We start from the raw sequence: 20,370 nt of genomic DNA on the forward strand, positions 1-20,370 counted from the left end.
ATATTTCTATGTGATTTACACCATTAGCTCGGGTAATGGCTGCGCCAGAAACACTTCCGTCACATCTAAGATATGCCACCTTCCCTTAAAAAAAGGGAAAGAGCTTTTATTTTTTGTAAAAAACAAGGTGCAATTTCTTAAAATATTGGTGGATTCGTGGCTGGTGTCCCCACCGCCTAAAACACGCAACATATTCTACTTGCAAAAAAGAGATTGCCACGACCTGTAAAAAACAGGTCTCGCAATGACACGCAACCCACAACTTGGAACACGTAACATATCCTAAATTTAAAAAAAGGATTGCCACAACCCTTGAAAAACGGGTCTCGCAATGACAAGTACCGAATCACGAATTTACCACCCACCTACACCACCATCCCTGCAGCTACGGTTTCGTTAGTGCTTTCATCTATTAGGATGATGCTTCCTGTATTACGATTATCTCTATAAGTATCTAACATCAATCTGCGGGTCGTTCTAATTTTCACTCGAGCGATATCGTTCATGCTCAAACTGGAATCTTCGGTGTCCCTTTTAAAAGAATTGATATCCATTTTATAAACTACTTCTTTAATCATTGCCCGCTCTTCATTAGAGGTATGCTTAATCGTGTATTTAGCTCTGGGTTTTGCCGAATCATTATTTAACCAGCACAACATCACATCAAATTCCTGTTCCAATTCAGGCTGATTGCTTTTTCTTACAATCATATTCCCTCTACTAACATCTATATCGTCCTCAAGTACCATAGAAACGCTCATGGGAGCATAAGCTACCTCCACTTCCTTTTCTCCTGCATTAATAGATTTTATTTTTGACTCAAAGCCGGATGGCAATACAGACACCTCATCTCCTACCTTATAAACACCACTAGCAATTCTCCCTGCATAACCTCTATAATCCCTAAATTCTTCACTTTGCGGGCGCAAAACTGTTTGCACCGGGAATCTTGCATCTATTTTATTGATATCACTACTGATATATAAATTTTCTAAAGTGCTAAGCAAAGTGCCGTTCTGATACCACTCCATTTTTTCCGAGCGATTTACCACATTATCTCCAAGCAAAGCACTAATCGGAATAAAACGAACATCCTTCATCAAAAGCTTAGATGAAAACTCCTCAAACTGTCCAATAATTTTGCTGTAAACTTCCTCTGAATAATCTACCAGGTCCATTTTATTAATACACACAATAAGGTGCGGGATATTCAGCAATGAAGCTATAAACGAATGGCGCTTGGTCTGTTCTATAACTCCGTGCCGGGCATCTATTAAAATAACCGCGGCATTAGCCGTAGAAGCTCCGGTCACCATATTTCGGGTATATTGAATATGCCCAGGGGTATCTGCAATAATAAATTTACGTTTTGGCGTAGTGAAATAACGGTAGGCAACATCTATGGTAATGCCCTGTTCCCTTTCGTCTCTTAAACCATCGGTAAACAATGCCATATCAATACCATCGTGTCCTTTTTTTGCGCTTGTCGCCGTTATTGAATCAAGTTGATCTTCAAAGATCGATTTAGAGTCATACAAAAGCCGACCAATTAAAGTGCTTTTCCCATCGTCTACACTTCCGGCAGTGGTAAATCGTAATAGTTGGTTGTTGTTTATTTCCATATTAATAAGCCCCTCCCAACCTCCCCAAAGGGGAGGATTAAAAAGGATATATTTTTAAGTTAATTCAAATTTCATTTTTAAAGAATTTAAGTTCCCCCTCCGGGGGTTAGGGGGCTTTAAAAATACCCCTGCTTTTTCCTGTCTTCCATAGCCGTTTCACTACGCTTATCGTCTGACCGATCTCCTCTTTCGGTTTTTCGCATTGCTGAAACTTCCTTAACAATTTTCTCAAGTGTATCTGCCTCTGATTCTATTCCCCCTGTAATTGTAATATCCCCTAGAGTTCTAAACCTTATTTTCTTCTTTTCTACCTTCTCTTCTTCTTCAAGCCTAAGATGTCCTGAAAACGGAATCCAGGAATTACTTCTAAAAACCACTTCCCGCTCGTGAGCAAGGTAAAGGGATGGGATACTTATATTTTCTCGTTTTATGTAGTTCCAAACATCCATTTCGGTCCAGTTACTTATAGGAAATGCCCTGAAATGCTCTCCCTCAAAATGTTTTCCGTTTAAAAGATTCCATAATTCCGGCCTTTGATTTTTGGGATCCCATTGTCCAAAATCATCCCGGTGACTAAAAAAGCGTTCTTTAGCCCTAGCCTTCTCCTCGTCACGTCTTCCGCCGCCAATAGCACAATCTATTTTATTTTCTTCTACGGCATCAAGCAGGGTTGTTATTTGCAAAGCATTTCTAGTCGCATTCTTCCCTCTTTCTTCGGCTACACGTCCCTGATCTATAGCATCCTGAACAGAACCTACTATCAATTTCACGCCTAACTTTTCAACCAAATCATCTCGAAATGCTATAGTTTCAGGAAAATTGTGTCCGGTATCTACATGCATCAATGCAAAAGGAATTTTACTGGGGTAAAAAGCCTTTTTTGCCAAATGGGTTACCAAAATAGAATCTTTCCCTCCCGAAAATAATATTACCGGATTATCAAATTGCGCCCAAACTTCACGCAAAATATAGATCGCTTCCGATTCTAATTCGTCTAAATAATTTAAATAATACTTGTTCATCTTAATTTAATTCATTTTTTCATCAAAGGGCTTTAACCAAGCTAAGCTTAATTAAGCTTCTTTGTTTTACTTACACTAAAGACCAGACTTATAAACTTCAATTTCATCTACTAACATATATAGCCGATTTTTAAACCAAAAAACCAAATATTTAGTCATCAATATTTCCTGAAAGATTGGAAACAATAAAAGAGTTATTTTTTAACTCTCTCCTATTGTAAACCATTTCCTTTTCAGTTTTCTTATCTACCACCTTCAATCCAACCGCTTTACAAATAGCATGACCTGCCGCTGTATCCCACTCCATAGTTGGCCCTAACCTTGGATAGACATCCACAAGCCCTTCTGCCATCAAACAAAATTTAAGGGAGCTTCCCTTTGGAATAACTTTTACCTCCTGTTCATATCGTTCTTTAATCGCATCAATATATTCAAGTGTCTCGGAATTGATATGCGATCTACTCCCTGCAACATTTATAGTTTTTTGAACAAAACCAGGAAATATTTCTTCAGCATTTTTTAATAGATCTTTTATTTTAATTTCATCATCCACAATTATTTTAAAAGATTTTCCTTCTTTTACATCTCCATAATAGAGCGCCCTACTTACTGGAATATAAATCACTCCAAAAACAGGTTTATTATTTTCTATAAGCGCGATATTTACTGTAAACTCTCCGCTCTTTTTTATAAATTCTATTGTGCCATCTAAAGGATCTACAATCCAGCAGGAATCCCATTTTTTTCTTTCAGAAAAATCAATTTCCTCATTTTCTTCGCTAATAATTGGAATCCCCAAAGGTTCCAGAGCATCAACAATAATTTTATTCGCTCTTTTATCTGCAAGCGTTACCGGCGAATCATCTTTTTTAAGCTCCACCTGAAAATCCCCATCATTATAAATCCTTAATATCTCATTTCCCGCCTCTACCGATGCCTTGATAGCTACCAAGTAATCTTGCCGAATTTTATTCTGAATTTCACTTTTCATACAATTTTACTCTTTTTAATAAGATAGAGATACTGCGCAAATATAATATTTCCTATTAGTCTATCGAATTAATAGGGTATTAATTATCGGGATTTGGAGAATATATATTTATCTGCGATTATCTATATGGAAAACATAAAAATTAAAACCCCCAGGATGATTAAATTGTGAATCTTCTGATTCTTATGAGTTTACCAAAAAAAAATGAGTTAAATCAAAAAGCTCGGGGCAAGCCCACGAGCTATGAATTGAAAAAAACTTTTTGAAATTTCGAAGCAAGCCTCGGGGAATTGAACCCTCTGGAGAGATTAAAAAATAAGATTACACTAAATTCTTTAAATATTTCCCATATTCACTCTTCTCAAGCTCAAGAGCTAGATTGAGTAATTGATCTTTAGTGATATATCCCTTACGAAAAGCAATTTCTTCTGGACAGGCTATTTTGAGACCCTGTCTTTTCTCTATGGTTTGTACAAAATTAGACGCCTCCAGCATAGAATCAGGCGTACCGGTATCCAGCCAGGCATAACCACGCCCCATAATTTCGACTTTTAACTCTTTTCGGTTCAAAAATTCCTGATTAATACTGGTGATCTCCAATTCACCACGGGCGCTTGGTTTGCATTCCTTCGCGATTTCAATAACTGAATTTGGATAGAAATAAAGTCCGGTGACTGCAAAATTACTTTTTGGCTTTTTTGGTTTTTCTTCTATGCTAAGGGCACTTCCACTAGCATCAAAATCTACAACTCCATAACGTTCAGCCTGGTTTACAAAATAACCAAAAACAGTGGCCTGCCTATATTCTTCACAGTTTTTAACCGCGTTTTCCAGCAACCTACTAAAGCCCTGACCATAAAAAATATTATCTCCTAAAACCAGACACACATCATCATTATTAATAAAATTTTCACCTATAATAAATGCTTCAGCCAGCCCATTAGGTTTTGCTTGTTCTGCATAGGATAAATTCAACCCCCAATCTTTTCCATCATCTAATAACTTTTGAAAATTCGGTAGATCTTCCGGAGTGGAAATAATAAGAATTTCCCTAATTCCCGCTAGCATTAAAACAGAAAGCGGGTAATAGATCATAGGTTTGTCATAAACCGCCAGTAACTGTTTTGAAACGCTTTTGGTAAGCGGATACAATCGTGAGCCTGTACCACCTGCTAGAATAATTCCTTTCATAAGCCCTTTTTTAAAATCTCGTTTATTTCGCGGTTTATTCTAATAAAATCAATCTTTGTTTGAGAGTTCTTTCGGTTTAGCTTGATCACGGGAATTTTATTTTCCTTTAAAAATATTATTTTTTCTTGATTTCGGCAATCAAGTTCTTTCAAAAAAGTTGCTATCTCACTCAAAGAAAAAAAATTAAATTCCGCCATACCTCTTGATTCAAAACTATTGTTTTTTTTTATTTCATTTGCTACCTCAAGAACGTCTGCTTCTAAATATAAAACCAATTTAGGAAAACAAATTTGCGAGCTTTCAAAACCACTTAAATCATTAAGCTTACAACAATTATTATGGATTATACCTTCGTCAAGAAAAACAGGCTTACTTAGATTTAAATCTGCATATTTCAAAGTTCTGGAAACTAAATTAGAATAAAAATGAATTAATTTATATTTGGCCGGCTTTGGAATATACAAAGCTTTAACCCCATCTTCATGCAGTCTAATAAGCTCCTTCCATTTATCTTTATAATTCAGTTTTTGATTAGAAATAAATTTAGCTTTAAGTAATTTTTTTGATACTTCTATATTACCTTTTTTTAAATTTCTAATTATTCCATATTTAATAGTGTTTTCAGCATACCAGGTCTGTTTAATGCTATTGGTTTGATAAGTACCATTTAAATTCTTCAACAAGCTACTCTTTCCGGCACCCGGTATACCTAAAACCTCAATCCATTCCATATTAACTATACTGCTTCTTATAATATTCCTGATAACTTCCGGAAACCACAGCCTCTATCCAACCAGGATTCTGTAAATACCAATCTACGGTTTTCAGCAAACCTTCCTCAAAAGTTACCGAAGGTTTCCAACCTAGTTCTTTATTAATTTTGCTCGCATCTATCGCATAGCGTTTATCGTGGCCGGGACGATCTTTTATAAAAGTGATAAGCGATTTAGATTCGCCCTCACTCCTATTCAATTTCTCGTCCATTATGCCACACAATAGTTTAATTAAATCAATATTCTGCCATTCGTTAAATCCACCAACATTATAGGTGGATTTATTTTTTCCTTTATGAAAAATAAGGTCTACAGCCCTGGCGTGATCTAATACGTATAACCAGTCCCGAGTAAATTTTCCATCTCCATAAACCGGAAGGTGCTTATTTTCAATAATATTATTGATAAAAAGCGGAATCAATTTTTCAGGAAATTGGTTTGGCCCGTAGTTATTCGAACAATTGGAAATTACATAGGGTAAATTATAAGTTTCGCCATAAGCTCTTACAAAATGATCTGAAGCTGCTTTTGAAGCCGAATATGGTGAGTTAGGAGCATAAGAAGTGTTTTCAGTAAACAAGCCGGTTTCTTCCAGTGTACCATATACCTCGTCTGTACTAATATGGTAGAATAATTTATCCTTAAAATTTCCCTGCCAAATTTCCAGCGTAGCCTCCATTAAATTTAGCGTACCTGTAACATTGGTATCTACAAAGATTTTAGGATTAGAAATAGAACGATCTACGTGGGATTCTGCGGCGAGATGGATAACACTATCAAATTGATATTTTTGAAATAAGTGTTTTATGGCCTCAGCATCGGTAATATCGGCCTTTAAAAAATGATAATTTGAAGCCTTTTCAATATCCTTAATATTTTCAAGATTTCCCGCATAGGTTAATGCATCTAAATTGAAAATTTGATAATTCGGATACTTATTTACAAAAAGTCGAATTACGTGAGACCCGATAAACCCAGCTCCACCGGTGATTAGAACATTTTTTTCTATAGAATTATCTTTCATTTAAAGGCATATATTGTTTACTTCAAAGATAGTTTTTCTAGTAATTCTCAAATATAATTTCAGGCTTAAAAACCTGTAGACTCCATATGAATCAATTTAGTATGTATTGTCTTATTAACTGGTGGCTTTCTGGCCGATTTATTTTCTATACGATCTACTAGCAGTTCAACTGCTTCATCTCCAATTTCCTCTGGAAATTGCTCCACATAACTTATAGAGGGAGTTAAATAACTTGCTACTTCCTTATTTATAAATCCAATCACTTTTAGATCTTCAGGAATATTAATTTTATATTCATAAGCCATTCTATAAACCAACATAGTACTATAAAAATCTGAGCAGAGCATAGCTTCAACTTTATCCTCAACCAGAAGCTTCCTAACTTTTTCCCTTAAAGTATCTGGTTTTGAAGAGTTAGCAATAAAAAAATCTTTTTTACTCTTCAAGGCATTTCTATAACCGGTAATCCTTAATTTACCTACACCTAAATGATGAATGGAAGTTGCAATTCCAATCTTTTTAATACCTCGTGCCTGTAGTAAACGCGTAGCATCTTCAAAACTATTTTCGTCATCTATACCAATTTTATCTACAGAAATATCAAGGTTAGTTCTATCGTACAATACCACCGGAATATCATAGTCTACCAGGTTATAAAGATGCTCAAATTCTTTTTTACGCTGCGTCTCTTCTGAAAAAGCTATAAGTACCCCATCTACAAAACCTGAAGTAAGCATTTCAGTAATTTGTTTCTCCCGCTCTAAACTCTCATTCGAAATATAAGTAATCACCTGAAGTCCTGCTTTTTGCGCCCTGGCTTCAATACCAGACAAAACACTAGCAAAGAAAGTATTAGCTATATTCGGAATAATTACCCCAATAGTCCCACTTTTACTGCTCTTTAAATTGACCGCTACCGGGTTTGGGCGGTATTTATGTAATTTGGCGAGTTCTTTAACTCTTTCTACTGTTTTAGGACTAATTTCCGGACTATCATGCAAAGCTTTAGATACTGTAGATACCGATACATTAAGTAATTTTGCAAGTTCCTTTAAGGTGATTTTATTTTTCATTTTTACTATACAGTTTAACCATATTGGAGCAATTCCTCCCAGTTTATATAATCATCTCCTATACAACTTATGATTCGTAAACATATTGAACCAACCTGCTGTATTTATTAAAATTTTTAGCAATCAATTATTTCTTCTTCTATTTTTTACTAAAACTAAGAATTCGCAAATATCTAATAAATTCGCGAAGAATTCGCGCCAGATTCATAAGAAAGTAATTTTATTTACCAATCATTAGAATAAAAATAAGAATATCTACTGACATACATGCATTGATGTGGACTCTCCAAATTTTTCTTAAATTAAAAAAAGATGAACCACATATTAAAATTTCCGGAAAATTTGAATTAGTATTCCTTACTATTTTGGTTTGTTTCCTATTTATAGGTCTACATTTTAGTAATTTTGAATTAAATCTTTTTATCAGATCATGAAAATTCCATCCTCCTATTGGTTCTATATCATTGCCGCACTTATTACTATTTTAGGTTTAGTAACAGGCTGGTATTTCTTCTTTTTATTAGTTTTTCCATTAGGAATTTTCAATTTAAGTAATAGAAAAAATGATCATGATCAATAAGTGAAAAATTGATTCAAAACAAATTACAAAAATCTTCTTCAGCCTTTTAAAAACGTAGGTTTCATAGGAGTTAAACTTATCCTAAACAAGTTTCAATATTTGCATATCAGGCCATCTCCTTGTAATTTAACATTATTAATTAATCAAATAAATTATAATGAAAGATTACGGAACACTTTCTCAAGCTATAAATAAATTAAAATTAGAAGAAGGTTATGAGCATGATTTCAACCTTTTAGACGAAGAAATAGAACTTAGGGCTAAAGAAGAAACCTTTGGGGTTGAAGATTTTGATGTTGATAAAGTACTTCGATTTGAAGGAATGAGCAATCCAGACGATAATGCCATTCTATATGCTATAACCACTTCTAAAGGTTATAAAGGAGTTTTAGTTGATGGATATGGGATTTCCAGCGGTCAGGTTTCTAAGGAAATGATTAAAAAACTGGATTTGAAGGATAACCGCCCTATAAATTAAGCTTCGTTAAACTTCTACTAAATCGCCTGAAATTATTGGCCAAACCACTAAACTATCATATTTTTGAATACAAATATTAAAAACCATAAATTATAACTATGAGCTATTTAGGACTCGATAAAGAAAAAACCAGTAAAACCGTAGAAGACCTGAATGTTCTTCTTGCCGATTATCATTTATACTATCAAAAACTAAGAAACTTTCATTGGAATGTTTTTGGAAAAAATTTCTTTGACCTTCACGAAAAGTTTGAAGAATTGTATGATGATGCAAAATTAAAGGTAGATGAAATTGCGGAACGTATACTTACACTAAGATATACCCCAACGAGTAATCTAACCGATTATTTAAAGGCTTCAAATTTAGAAGAATCTAAAGCCGATTTAACCGATAAGGAAATGATTGAAACCCTTCTTAAAGATCACGGCACGTTGTTAAAACAAATGCGCACCGTAGTAGAGACAGCAGATAAAGCTGGAGATGAAGGTACTATAGACCTTATTGGAGCTTACATTAGAGAGTTGGAAAAAACCAGTTGGATGCTAGACGCATGGAAGATGAAAACCTCAGATTCCCTTAAAACAAGCTAAATTTTTTAAATATTGGAAGAAAATTTTAACCTTAAAGAGTCCCTGGAAGGAATTAGTGCTAAAATGGTAAGTTGGCTAGATTCATTAATATTGAATTTGCCAAATTTTTTACTAGCTATTCTAGTATTTGTAATATTTGTATTTCTAGCCAAATATACAGGTCAGTTATTAAATAAACTCCTGGGAAGAAGAGTTAAACAAGATTCCATAAGACATATAACCGTTAAGGTGAGCAAAGCAATTGTGATCCTTATCGGTTTTTTTATTGCCCTTGGTATATTAGACCTCAACAAGGTTCTCACTTCTGTACTTGCCGGTGCCGGGGTTGTAGGGTTGGCTATAGGTCTTGCATTACAAGGCACTTTAAACAATACATTTTCGGGGATAATCTTAAGTTTCTTACCTGAAATTCAAATTGGAGATTGGATAGAAACAAATTCTTATGCAGGAGAAGTTACTGAAATTAATCTTCGAAATATTGTGGTGAAACAATCTGACAATAATTATGTGGTAATTCCCAATTCTAAAATTGTGGAAGAGCCTTTTAAAAACTTCTCCAGAACCAGTCGCTCCCGGGTCATGCTTAATTGCGGAGTGGGTTATTCTTCTGATTTGGAAAAAGTTAAGGAAATGACCATAGAAACCATTTCTGAACATTTTCCTTCCCGTGGTAATGAACAGGTAGAGTTTATGTTTACCGAATTTGGTGATAGTTCTATCAATTTCGTAGTGCGCTTCTGGACTGATGCTACCAAAAACAGGGATTTACTAATCGCCCGAGACATTGCTATTATAGAGATCAAGAAAACTTTCGATAAAAATGGTATCAATATCCCATTCCCTATTCGAACTATAGATTTCTCCAATACATTAAACATGAAGAAGCCGGAATAGCTAAAATATTCACGGCTTATATTCACTTCAGCTTTAAGTTCATTTTTCTCTAGGTATGCTAAACTTCAAAGGAAAATCAATAATACCTACCTAACGAGATAAAGTCTTTGATTTTCTTTACTAGAATTGAATACTGAGAGGCAAACACGTCTAATATTAAAACCTGGTATTTTTATTTCCTGTAGCTTCCCACATTGATTCCTTCGGGGTCAAGCCTAATTGTTGGGGACTAAGCAAAAATTGTAGTCAAAATATTAATAAAGAAACCTCACAGGTTTTCAAAACCTGTGAGGTTTTGGCAGGCAAGCCTTTTTAAAATGGTTTCAACTTCAATTATGTTCTTTAATTATCAACATACTAGATCCTGAAATAAATTCAGGATGACGGTTTAAAGGTCGGACCTTTTTCAACTTTTCAGGAAAACTCCTGATTATTCTTACAACCAACGCTAAGTATTACTCCAAAAAAGAATATGTATTTTCTTTCGGTTATAAGATCTATTACACGGAAGCTAATCTTTTTAATTTAAAAACCTTAAAAGAGCAGCTATAGCAAGAAAGACGAAATTACCTCGCGGTAAGCCTAAAAGGCATTAAACGGAAAATGTTTTTGGGTTTCAAAAGTAAGCCTCGGGACATTCAAATCTCGCTTACCGATTAAAATATGGCTGTTTAAAGCAGAATATAAGAACTATCAAAACATAAAAAAGCTCCCTTAACATACTGTTTTCGGGAGCTTTTTGTAATTATTTTCTTACTATTGGTTTTAAAATTCAAAACCAAAACCAAAGGAGAATCTATAGCCTTCACTTCCTTTAAATAAACTGAAGGTACCATTAACCGCTTCGGCGCTATTCACCCAGAATCCTACTCCATAGCTATCATGCCATTTGCTAGAATCTTCAAAGTCGCTCCAGACCCTACCTAAATCGTAACCGGTAAAAACACCAATTTGTAACGGAAGAAATCTTGTGGTAAACTGGTCAAATCCATATCTAAGATCTGCCCCTGAACCAAAAGCACTTTTCCCTGTAAAACGCTGTTTACGGTAACCTCTTAAACCTGTATCGCCACCTAATTGTGCAGCCTGGTAAAATTCATAATCATCTCCCATGTTTAAATGGGCCTGAACGTGTGTTTTTAAAACAAGTTTTCTATTTCTGGTAAGTGCGTTGTAGAAACCCCAATAAGGCTTAAAATAACCATAAACCTGTGAAGTTTCGGCTGTATTCATTTGCCCACCAAGATTCAATTCAAATTTCATCCCCCTACTTGGGTTCAATCTATTATCATAACTCTCATAACGATAGAGTGCATCCAGCCCGGCAAAATATTTTCTGTCAAAGAATTCAGGGTCATCGGTAGTAAAATCTTCAGTTATATATCTACCATCTGTAGGATCTATTTTATTGCCTTCAAAACTTGCCATATACCTAAACATACTACCAAATGGGGTTTGGTTTTCAAAACCTGCTTTTGCTCCAAAGCGACTAATCTTTACCCGGTTGTAATCAAAATCCAGAGATTCATCAAAATTTGGAGTTTCATTACCATAGCCAAAAAAGTTACTCGCAAAATTAGGACTGGCGTAGTTGGCTCCAACTTTAAGATTATAATCACCAAGTATTAGCGCAAACTCACCTTCATAATATACATCAAATCCATTGGTCGCAAAATAATAACCTCCTCCAAAAGTATGCTGACTGGTAAATGGGTTTCTCTTAAATGCATTTTTTGTAGAAACCATTTCAAGACCAAGCTTAAACCCATCGTCTGGATTAAAGCCAAAGGCCGGTACAATTGCCCCTCCGTTAAAGATTTTCTTATCTTTATCGTAGGTATTTATCTCATAATTATCCCTGAACCTAAATTTGGCATTCCCCGCTTCTTCTATGGTATTTGGTTTTGTTTTGTGGTCGTATATTTTAATTTTATTTCCATTTTTTATGGTATAAATATCATTATTTTGACCTCCAATTATTCTTGTAAAAATATAGTTATCTCCCTCGCCATCTACTAAAATTTTATCATCATCATCTAGCGCATATAACCAAATTTCTTTGGTTTCATCTTTATGGTAAACTTTTTCACTTATCACCTCGCCCCTTTCGCCGTCTTTATTTCTGCTGATTTTAATTTTGGTTTTACCACCTTTCATTCGGGTAACATCTACAAAATCGTCTTTATCTGTTCCTGTTATAATAGCAAGATCAGCAAAGTGATCGTAATATCTTAACGCGATATCAACAATATTATCTCTTCGTGCTTTAACTTTTTCAATTAATTCTTCGGTTGTTTCATCATAAGTTTCGGGAGGAAGTTTTTGAAAGGCTTTTTCAATCACCGCATCGGTCATGTTTTCTTTAATGAATTCTGCTTGTTCCTTCCAGGTCTCTTTTCCTACATTTTGAAGTAAAGAACGATCCAAGCCGGTTGCTGAAACATTAAACCACTCTACATTATTAATATCATCATCATAAACCGCAAATTGTGAAGCAAAACCGGTTAAAGCTCTTAAGGTTCCAAAAAATGCTCCATCAAAATTTGAAAAAACCTGATCTCTATCCCTGGGAATTGGTTTAAAGGTACGGTTACCTTCTTTATCTTCAATTTCTGCCCAACGCCATTGATCCTGGTGCCTATCCCAATCTCCAATAAGCATATCAAATATTCTGGCCTTAACATAGGCAGGCTCATCTAAAGAATACTTCTCATCCCGGCGCAACCTATCAAACATTCCTGTTGTACTTTGAATATCATGATTGGGTGAACCAAAACTCTCTTTACCCAACCAATGATCTTCAGGCCTTTCTTCTATCATATAAATAGCATCACCGTGCTCTTCATTGTACTTTCCTAACTTAGGTTGCTTTGGTAAATAATAAATTTCTGGATTAGTATGATAAACTCCAATGGCATCTGCCATTGTTGGAATGGCCAAAAATGCATAAGGATGGGCTGCAGTATAGAAATCTGATATAATATCTTCAGCTACCGTATTCTCCAGTTGTGTTTCTATAGGCGTATCCTTAAAAGCTACGGTTTGCAAGAATTGAACGGCTTTCTTTTTTATTCTTCTAATATTATATTCTCTATCTAAACTATCTTTTAACCTAATAGAAATAGTTTGATGACCTCCCCCTGCACGCATTGGGGTTAAGCCTCCATAAAGCGTATCCAGGTCTGCAATTTTCACACTAATATCTGTGCCATAAAGTTCTCGATAGCGTTGTCCCCAAACAGTTCTGTGTATTGATCCTTTATCGGTTTCGTCCTTCGGATAAACTGATGTTGTAATTGTTTTATCAAATTCCTGCGGAAAATCAGAAACATCAAATTCTTTAGGTGCCTTAAAAATTTCCTTCTGATACAATAGTTTGGGTTTATTGTTTTCATTGCCATAAAAACTAGCCCATGAAGAACCATCTTTAAAAACATCATATACTACAAACCCCTGTTCGGGATAAGCAAAAAGTCCGTCGTTGCTTAAGGTTGCGTAAGTAGCTTTTGAGGTAGATCCAGATACAATTTGATTAATTTTACCATGCTGAATATACTGTAATGAATGTTCGTGACCGCTTACAAACAATAAACGATCTGAATCCTGCCCTAAAGTTTCCAGGCGTTTTACGAGAGATTTATAGCGTTCATTTTGCGCATCCTGTATAGAAACACCTCCTGTGGTTCTAATTAATGTAGCTAAAGATCCCAAAATTGGTATTGGAATTTTCTTTTGAGAAGGATAAATATGCCTGTTAAAATTATATTGGCCTCCGTGCACTCCGTTAGTAAATAATGGGTGATGTAAGGCTACAATAACCGTTTTATTCTGGCTTTTCTTTAGTTCTGTTTCTACTTCAAGAAACATGGCTTCTCGAGTTTTTATTTCGGCACAGTCATCATTTATTGTCGGATTATTATTCCAATCCTCAAGATACCATTGGGAGTCTATTACAATTAAGGTTATTTCCTCACCTATGTCCATAATCTCCAATCCGCAGCCTGTCTTTGGACTCCAAATCAAGTCTTCACCAAATTTTTCTTTTAGATACTCCTCTTCCCTTTTTAAGCCTGCAATACGCTCGCTATACCAATCATGATTACCTGGAATAAAAAGCACATTGCCATCATAATCTTCAATTGCGTCTAATTGGGCATCAATTTTATATTCGGCGGCTTCCCTATCTGGAGAGTCTTTTTCAGGCATTCCGTCGGGATAAATATTGTCGCCTAGAAAAATGGTATAGTTATCAGATTGTTTTACCGAATCTAAATAGCTTTTAAAAGCAATAAGTCCTTTAGAGCTTCCTCCCATAGGGGAATAACCACCATCTCCCAACAGGTAGAATGATTTCTCTATTTCTTTATTTTTAGGATACCCAAAATTAGAAGTAGGTTCACCTTCGCGATATTTCGGATCTGAGGATACACAAGAAAAAATCACTAACAAAGCTGTTAGTGATATAAAGATGTTAGTTTTTTTCATAAGGGGTATTGAACATTTTTTGTACTTTGGCTAAACAAAAACAAGCTAAAATATATGAATAATCTCATTGAGAAAGCAGATGATTTTGTTTTAAATCTTTTTAAGGAAAAATTACCGAATACGTATATATACCACAACTATAGGCACACACAACGTGTGGTTAAAAGTACTAAAGAATTAATTGCCAATTCTGAAATTAATGTTAAACAAGAAGAAGCTCTATTGCTTGCTGCCTGGTTACACGACACCGGATATACGCGTACTTTTAAAGGCCATGAGAAGGAAAGTGTTAATATAGCCAGGGAATTTCTGGAACAGCATAATGCCACCCCAGAACTGATTAAAGAGGTGACAAATAACATTGAAGCGACAAAGTTTGATGCTACACCAGAGAGCATTTCTGAAAAGATTATAAAAGATGCCGATTCTTCTCATTTTGCAAAAGATTATTTTGAGGAAACCAGTGAACTTTTAAGGCAGGAATTGGAACTTCATAACATTAAGAATTTTACTACTGCCGAATGGATACAGGAAAACATAAGAATGTTTACTGAAGAACATCAATTCTATACAGATTATGCCATTGAAGAATGGGGGCCTGCAAAGGAAGAAAATCTACTGCAACTTATTGAGGATAAAAATAAACAACAAAAAAAGCTAAAGAAAGAGGAAGCTAAAGCGCGTATGAAGGCGCGTTATAAAAACGATAATCCCGAAAGAAGTATTCAAACACTTTTTAGGGTAACGCTTAGAAACCATATAAAACTTAGTGATATTGCCGATACTAAGGCAAATATTCTACTTTCGGTAAACGCGATTATTATTTCTTTGGCCCTGGCCAATATGATCCCAAAACTAGATGCTGCCAGTAATAAGCATTTATTGATCCCTACCCTAATTCTTATTTTATTTAGCGTAGCTTCCATCATTCTCTCTGTATTATCTACAAGGCCACAGGTAACCAGTGGAGAATTCACAAAAGAGCAGGTTAAAAATAGGGAGGTAAACCTTTTATTCTTCGGAAATAGCCATAAAATGCCTTTTGAACAGTTTAAATGGGGAATGAAGGAAATAATAAAAGATAAAGATTATGTCTATGAATCTTTGATGTTAGACCTCCATTTACTTGGTAAAGTTTTACATAGAAAATATAAAATACTCAGAATTACCTATACCGTATTTATGATAGGAATTATCATTTCGGTAATTGCCTTTGTTGGAGCGTTTTACCTAATGTAATTCTTCCATTAAATTTTCATAAGTAATAGTTCTATCGGGTTCGTTGCTATTGGGCGTATATAATACTTCTACTCTAATAGCTTTGAGCCCAACTACACCTTGCACATCTTCAAGATCTAATAACTCTACCTCGTCACCAAGATAATTTTTAGTCTGTAGATATTTAATATATCTTAAATACTCTTTTTCGTCTGCACGTTGACTATATACTATTGCTATTTTACCTTTTTGAGTGACACGCTCTTCTGTTCCTTTTATAAATGATTTATCAATACGCTTTTTAATTATCTCGTAACGTGCATTATAAGTACCGTCTACGTCAAACTTTTTCTCATCCATTCGGTAGCGTATAGACATGGTGGAATTATAAACTAAAATTAAAGAAGCAGCATCTAATTTAATAGGGGTGGTTTGTTGTAGCTGGTAAAAACGGTTTTCCATTTCGCACATTGTACTTAACTGCCAAAGCCTTAAATTATAAAGATAAACCTTGTTGAAAGGACGCTCCTTTACCATAGAAGCACCAATGTAAATATTATGGTCTACACCATCGGTTTTATAGCGTTCAAAATAATGCGGGTAAATCTTTTGGGCATCAATTTGTTTCCTATCTAAAAACCGGGACATCGTACGGTTTATTTGCTGTACGGTTTTATCATAATTTTTTCTATGATTATAGATTATTCCAGTTTCCGGATTAAGCTTATTCTGATACTCTTCTACCAGCTCCTTTAATTCTGAAGACTGATTTCGCAAATGACTCATTATAGGATTAACTTCCTTTTGCAATAAGTTGAAAACCTTTTGCTCGCTGGAAGCATTAAGACTACTATCCAGATCTTCCATAAAATCGGAAATTCTAAATTTTACCTGCTCATAAATGGGCAGTTCTTCCAATTTATAAGCCATATCAATTATAGACTGAATTTCCTCTAATTGGTGGAGCAAATCTTTTTGAATGGCTTCATTTCGGGCATCAGAAGAAGCTACTACATCAATTTGGCCGTAAAGCGGATATATATCTTTAAAGACAATGTCTTTAAATGAAGCCAGGCCATCATCATCATAATCTTTAATATATTTCTTCGCCTCCTTCTCAAACACCCACAAAACACTAGGATGTATTGAAGTACACTCGCTCTGTATTACGGCCTTTACCCTATTCTCAAAATCACTCCGGTTTCTATCTACCGCAGTAGCGATATAAGGTAGAATCTCATCTAACTTTATAGTATTAATACTGTTAAGTTGATTTTTCTTTTTTGCCACCAATTCTAAAACTCCCAGTAAGCGATTATTTTTTACGACCGGAGCCAGAATGCAGCTTTTTACATCACTTTCTTTAAGACGCCTGGAAAGAATATTATTTTTAGTTTTTTTGGCATAATCTTCAACATTGGCAATACTAAAAAAACTATAATCTTTAAAAATATTATTAAAACCTTCTTCGCAAACTCCTTCCCTACACTCGCTCACTAATTCATCATTAAGAATATAACTATTAGCTTCTTTATATTCCATTTTCTCAAACATCTCATCTTGCGGATTATATACCGTAAATCCTACTCTTAAGTCTGGGATTTTATAAATTGACCTAAAAATTTCTTCCAGCTTTAAAAGTTCGTCCTGTTCTGTTGATTTTTCAAAAAGCAAGGCTGTTTTTAGTTCAGATATTGCATCGTCCATTGTAACATCTGTAAGGTTTACTATGGTAAAACCTTTAAAAACCCAGCTTTGCGGCGGAAATTTCTCTTTCCAGAGATCTATATTCTCAACATTCTGTAGTAATTCATCTACATCTTCATCAGTGATTTTTTTAGCTTCCTCTTTGGGAAAAATATCTATAAAATCACCGTTCAAGGCAATACGAAATCGTCTAATAATCCCCTGTTCATCTGGAATATCAAAATATAAGGGCCTTGAGTAATCTATATTATACCCATAATAATCATTAAGAATGTTGATGCATTCCTGTACATAAATGGTTTTATTGTCCAGGTTTCTTATTTCTAGCTCAAAATCATTTGGAGCCGACTCCATTATTTTTTTTAAACGCTTAGATCTATTAAATAAAAAGTTTTGAAAGGGTACAGATGCAGCCTTTATTTCATTATTGGTAAGTACGCTTGGAAAAAGGTCATCCAGCAAAACCCTTACCGGCTCTTTATATTTTTTAAGTTCATTAAAATCTTTAATCCCCTGGGTTAACGCCGGGAAAGATTTTACATGCTCTAAAATACTTTTAATATAATTACGAGCAACCTCACTTTCTTCATGCTTCAGTTGTCTCTTATATTGTTCCACAACTTTATGAAAACTAATCTGAATCTCAAAAGGTAATTCTTCTTTCTGTTCTGTCATAAATAGGTAATATCAGTTAAAATTACATATTCCTCAAGGCTTACAAATTTACATAGTTGAAATTAACAATTTTTTATAAGATTACGAATGCATTGCAATGCGAGATGCTTATTTTTGCTTAAACAAAATAAATTATATGCGTAAAATAATAATGATGCTTGCTGTTGCAGCTGCATTTACTTCCTGCCAGGAAGATAAAGGTTATACAATCTCTGGTGAGGCTTCTAAGATGGAAGACGGCAAAATGGTATATGTTTCTGAAATTGATGAAAAAACCAACCGTCCTAACCGTGTAGACTCTACCGCTATTAAAGATGGACATTTTGAACTGGACCTTCAAGACCCCGAAACTTCTAATTTAAGTTTTCTTGAATTTGAAGGCACACAGGGAAATGTAATTTTTATTTCTGAAAATGAAGAAATAAAATTCAAGATTTATAAGGATAGTCTTCGTGCTTCTGAAATAACCGGAGGAAAAGAAAATAAGATATTACAGGAGTATTTAGGCCACTTAAAACAGGTAAATGAAAAAGTGATGAAAGGCCGTACCGCAATGCGAACTGCTTTTCAACAAAAAGACAGCACTAAACTTACAAGCCTTCAGGAAACTGAAAAAGAAATTATAGATAATGATAAGGTTTTCAAGAAAAAAATAGTTCAGGAGAATCCGGATTCTTTTGTTTCAATAATGGTAATAAGCGATATGCTTAGAATGAAATCTTATCCTGTAAACGAAATTAAGGAAATGTACGATGGACTTTCTGAGGAAGTGAAGAATACAGCTATAGGAAAACAAATTGGTGAAAATCTGGAAAAGGAAAACAAAGTAGCAGTAGGAAGTAAAGCTCCTAATTTTACCGCTCCAACTCCAGAAGGTGATGAGCTTGCTTTAAAAGATGTTATGGGAAAAGTTACTGTAATAGATTTTTGGGCAGCCTGGTGTAAACCTTGTCGCGTTGAGAACCCAAACCTGGTTAAAACTTATAATAAATATAAAGACGATGGTTTAAGCATAATTGGTGTTTCTTTAGATCGCCCGGGACAAAAAGACCGCTGGATTAAAGCTATTAAAGACGATGGTTTACCCTGGCACCAGGTTTCTAACCTGGAATTTTGGCAGGATCCGGTTGCTCAGTTATACGGAATTAAAGCTATCCCAGCCGCTTTTGTACTAGATGAAGAAGGAACCATTGTAGCTCGTGATCTTAGAGGTGCCGATTTAGATAAAAAAATTGGAGAATTGCTTAATAAAGGCTAATTGTTAAAAACAACTAATACATAAAAAAAGCGCCGTAAAGGCGCTTTTTTTCTTTAAAGGTAATTAAGTCTTATTCCATTAAAAGCTGGAAAGCTACATTCACTTTTACATTAATTTCCATTTCTCCAGGTGCAATAGTCTCCTGTTTTGCGCCCTGATCTGAAGAAGCTTTCATTTCCATGGCACGATAAACAGGTTGATAATTACTACTGCTTCCCTCACTTATCATAAAAGCCTTTCCTACAGTTTGTCCTAAAGGCTCAGCTAGCGCTTTAGCCTTTTCTTTAGCATTTAAAACAGCCTTTTTTCTCGCTGCCACTTTATGTTTATCAATATCGGAAGATTCAAATTCAATTCCGTTAATTCCATTAAGGCCATTTTCCAATAGCCCTTTCATGATTGCTTCATACTTACTAATGTCTTCTAAAGTAATAGAAATAGCCTGACTAGCTACATAGGTATACGTTTTATCATTGTAATTATACCTTTTATTTAAATTAACATAATCTGTATTAATATTTTTTTCAGATATATCTTCAGATTTCAGGAACTTAATCACTTTATTTACTACTTCATCATTTTGAGATTTTACCGAAGTGGCACTCTGGCCTTCGTGTTCAATCCTGGAATTTATGGTCACCTTATCTGGGGTTACTTTTACAATTCCCTCCCCGGTAACATGAATTCCCGGATTGTTATTATTGTTTTGAGCCTGCATTCCTATACCTGCAACTACTGCAAAAAGTAAGATTATTTTTTTCATATAGCTAATTGTTTTTAGTTGCAACC

15 protein-coding genes are annotated in these 20,370 nt (G+C 34.8%); 5 read left to right on the forward strand and 10 right to left on the reverse strand.

Annotated elements, in window-relative coordinates; genetic code table 11:
* Positions 1-365 precede the first annotated feature (365 nt).
* The 7 genes from B5X51_RS03020 to B5X51_RS03050 all read right to left on the reverse strand — a co-directional run bounded on the left by B5X51_RS03020 (position 366) and on the right by B5X51_RS03050 (position 7,696).
* A complete protein-coding gene (locus B5X51_RS03020; RefSeq protein WP_079719388.1) occupies positions 366-1,622 on the reverse strand; it encodes a sulfate adenylyltransferase subunit 1 in 1,257 nt (418 codons plus the stop codon).
* A 116-nt stretch (positions 1,623-1,738) separates the two neighbouring features.
* Positions 1,739-2,644, reverse strand: a complete 906-nt coding sequence (gene cysD / locus B5X51_RS03025) for a sulfate adenylyltransferase subunit CysD (protein WP_079719390.1) — start codon at positions 2,642-2,644, stop codon at positions 1,739-1,741.
* Positions 2,645-2,795: 151 nt separating this feature from the next.
* Positions 2,796-3,635, reverse strand: coding sequence for a 3'(2'),5'-bisphosphate nucleotidase CysQ (cysQ, locus tag B5X51_RS03030; protein ID WP_079719392.1), 840 nt, complete (start codon positions 3,633-3,635; stop codon positions 2,796-2,798).
* A 321-nt stretch (positions 3,636-3,956) separates the two neighbouring features.
* Positions 3,957-4,826, reverse strand: coding sequence for a glucose-1-phosphate thymidylyltransferase RfbA (rfbA, locus tag B5X51_RS03035; protein ID WP_079719394.1), 870 nt, complete (start codon positions 4,824-4,826; stop codon positions 3,957-3,959).
* A complete protein-coding gene (locus B5X51_RS03040; protein WP_139374824.1) occupies positions 4,823-5,506 on the reverse strand; it encodes a hypothetical protein in 684 nt (227 codons plus the stop codon). The genes rfbA and B5X51_RS03040 overlap by 4 nt, the downstream gene beginning before the upstream one ends.
* 52 nt (positions 5,507-5,558) lie before the next feature.
* Entirely contained in the window at positions 5,559-6,623 is a 1,065-nt protein-coding gene (gene rfbB / locus B5X51_RS03045; protein ID WP_079719396.1) for a dTDP-glucose 4,6-dehydratase, read from the reverse strand.
* Between the two features lie 65 nt (positions 6,624-6,688).
* Positions 6,689-7,696 (reverse strand): LacI family DNA-binding transcriptional regulator, encoded by a 1,008-nt coding sequence (locus tag B5X51_RS03050; protein WP_079719397.1) that lies wholly within the window; start codon positions 7,694-7,696, stop codon positions 6,689-6,691.
* A gap of 737 nt (positions 7,697-8,433) precedes the next feature.
* Here B5X51_RS03050 and B5X51_RS03055 point away from each other — a divergent pair.
* The 3 genes from B5X51_RS03055 to B5X51_RS03065 all read left to right on the forward strand — a co-directional run bounded on the left by B5X51_RS03055 (position 8,434) and on the right by B5X51_RS03065 (position 10,238).
* Entirely contained in the window at positions 8,434-8,754 is a 321-nt protein-coding gene (locus B5X51_RS03055) for a phosphoribosylpyrophosphate synthetase (RefSeq protein ID WP_079719398.1), read from the forward strand.
* 98 nt (positions 8,755-8,852) lie between these two features.
* Complete coding sequence (locus B5X51_RS03060) at positions 8,853-9,344, forward strand: Dps family protein (RefSeq protein ID WP_079719399.1); 492 nt, start codon at positions 8,853-8,855, stop codon at positions 9,342-9,344.
* A gap of 12 nt (positions 9,345-9,356) precedes the next feature.
* Complete coding sequence (locus B5X51_RS03065) at positions 9,357-10,238, forward strand: mechanosensitive ion channel family protein (protein WP_079719400.1); 882 nt, start codon at positions 9,357-9,359, stop codon at positions 10,236-10,238.
* A gap of 765 nt (positions 10,239-11,003) precedes the next feature.
* Here B5X51_RS03065 and B5X51_RS03070 read toward each other — a convergent pair.
* A complete protein-coding gene (locus B5X51_RS03070) occupies positions 11,004-14,723 on the reverse strand; it encodes a metallophosphoesterase (RefSeq protein ID WP_079719401.1) in 3,720 nt (1,239 codons plus the stop codon).
* Positions 14,724-14,777: 54 nt separating this feature from the next.
* On the opposite strand from B5X51_RS03070, the gene B5X51_RS03075 reads away from it, so the two are divergent.
* The gene (locus B5X51_RS03075; RefSeq protein ID WP_079719402.1) at positions 14,778-15,962 is read left to right on the forward strand and encodes a Pycsar system effector family protein; all 1,185 of its coding nucleotides are present in this window, start codon (positions 14,778-14,780) and stop codon (positions 15,960-15,962) included.
* Here B5X51_RS03075 and B5X51_RS03080 read toward each other — a convergent pair.
* A complete protein-coding gene (locus B5X51_RS03080; protein WP_079719403.1) occupies positions 15,954-18,323 on the reverse strand; it encodes a GAF domain-containing protein in 2,370 nt (789 codons plus the stop codon). The two genes, B5X51_RS03075 and B5X51_RS03080, sit on opposite strands and share 9 nt — an antisense overlap.
* A gap of 136 nt (positions 18,324-18,459) precedes the next feature.
* Between B5X51_RS03080 and B5X51_RS03085 the strand changes: the two genes are divergently transcribed.
* Positions 18,460-19,581: a TlpA disulfide reductase family protein gene (locus B5X51_RS03085; protein WP_079719404.1), complete on the forward strand. Its 1,122-nt coding sequence runs from the start codon at positions 18,460-18,462 to the stop codon at positions 19,579-19,581.
* 70 nt (positions 19,582-19,651) lie between these two features.
* Here the strand turns inward: B5X51_RS03085 and B5X51_RS03090 are convergent, their stop codons facing one another.
* A complete protein-coding gene (locus B5X51_RS03090; RefSeq protein ID WP_079719405.1) occupies positions 19,652-20,344 on the reverse strand; it encodes an SIMPL domain-containing protein in 693 nt (230 codons plus the stop codon).
* Positions 20,345-20,370 lie beyond the last annotated feature (26 nt).

Origin of the sequence: Salegentibacter holothuriorum, from assembly GCF_900168045.1 — a bacterium.
Lineage (GTDB): Bacteria > Bacteroidota > Bacteroidia > Flavobacteriales > Flavobacteriaceae > Salegentibacter > Salegentibacter holothuriorum.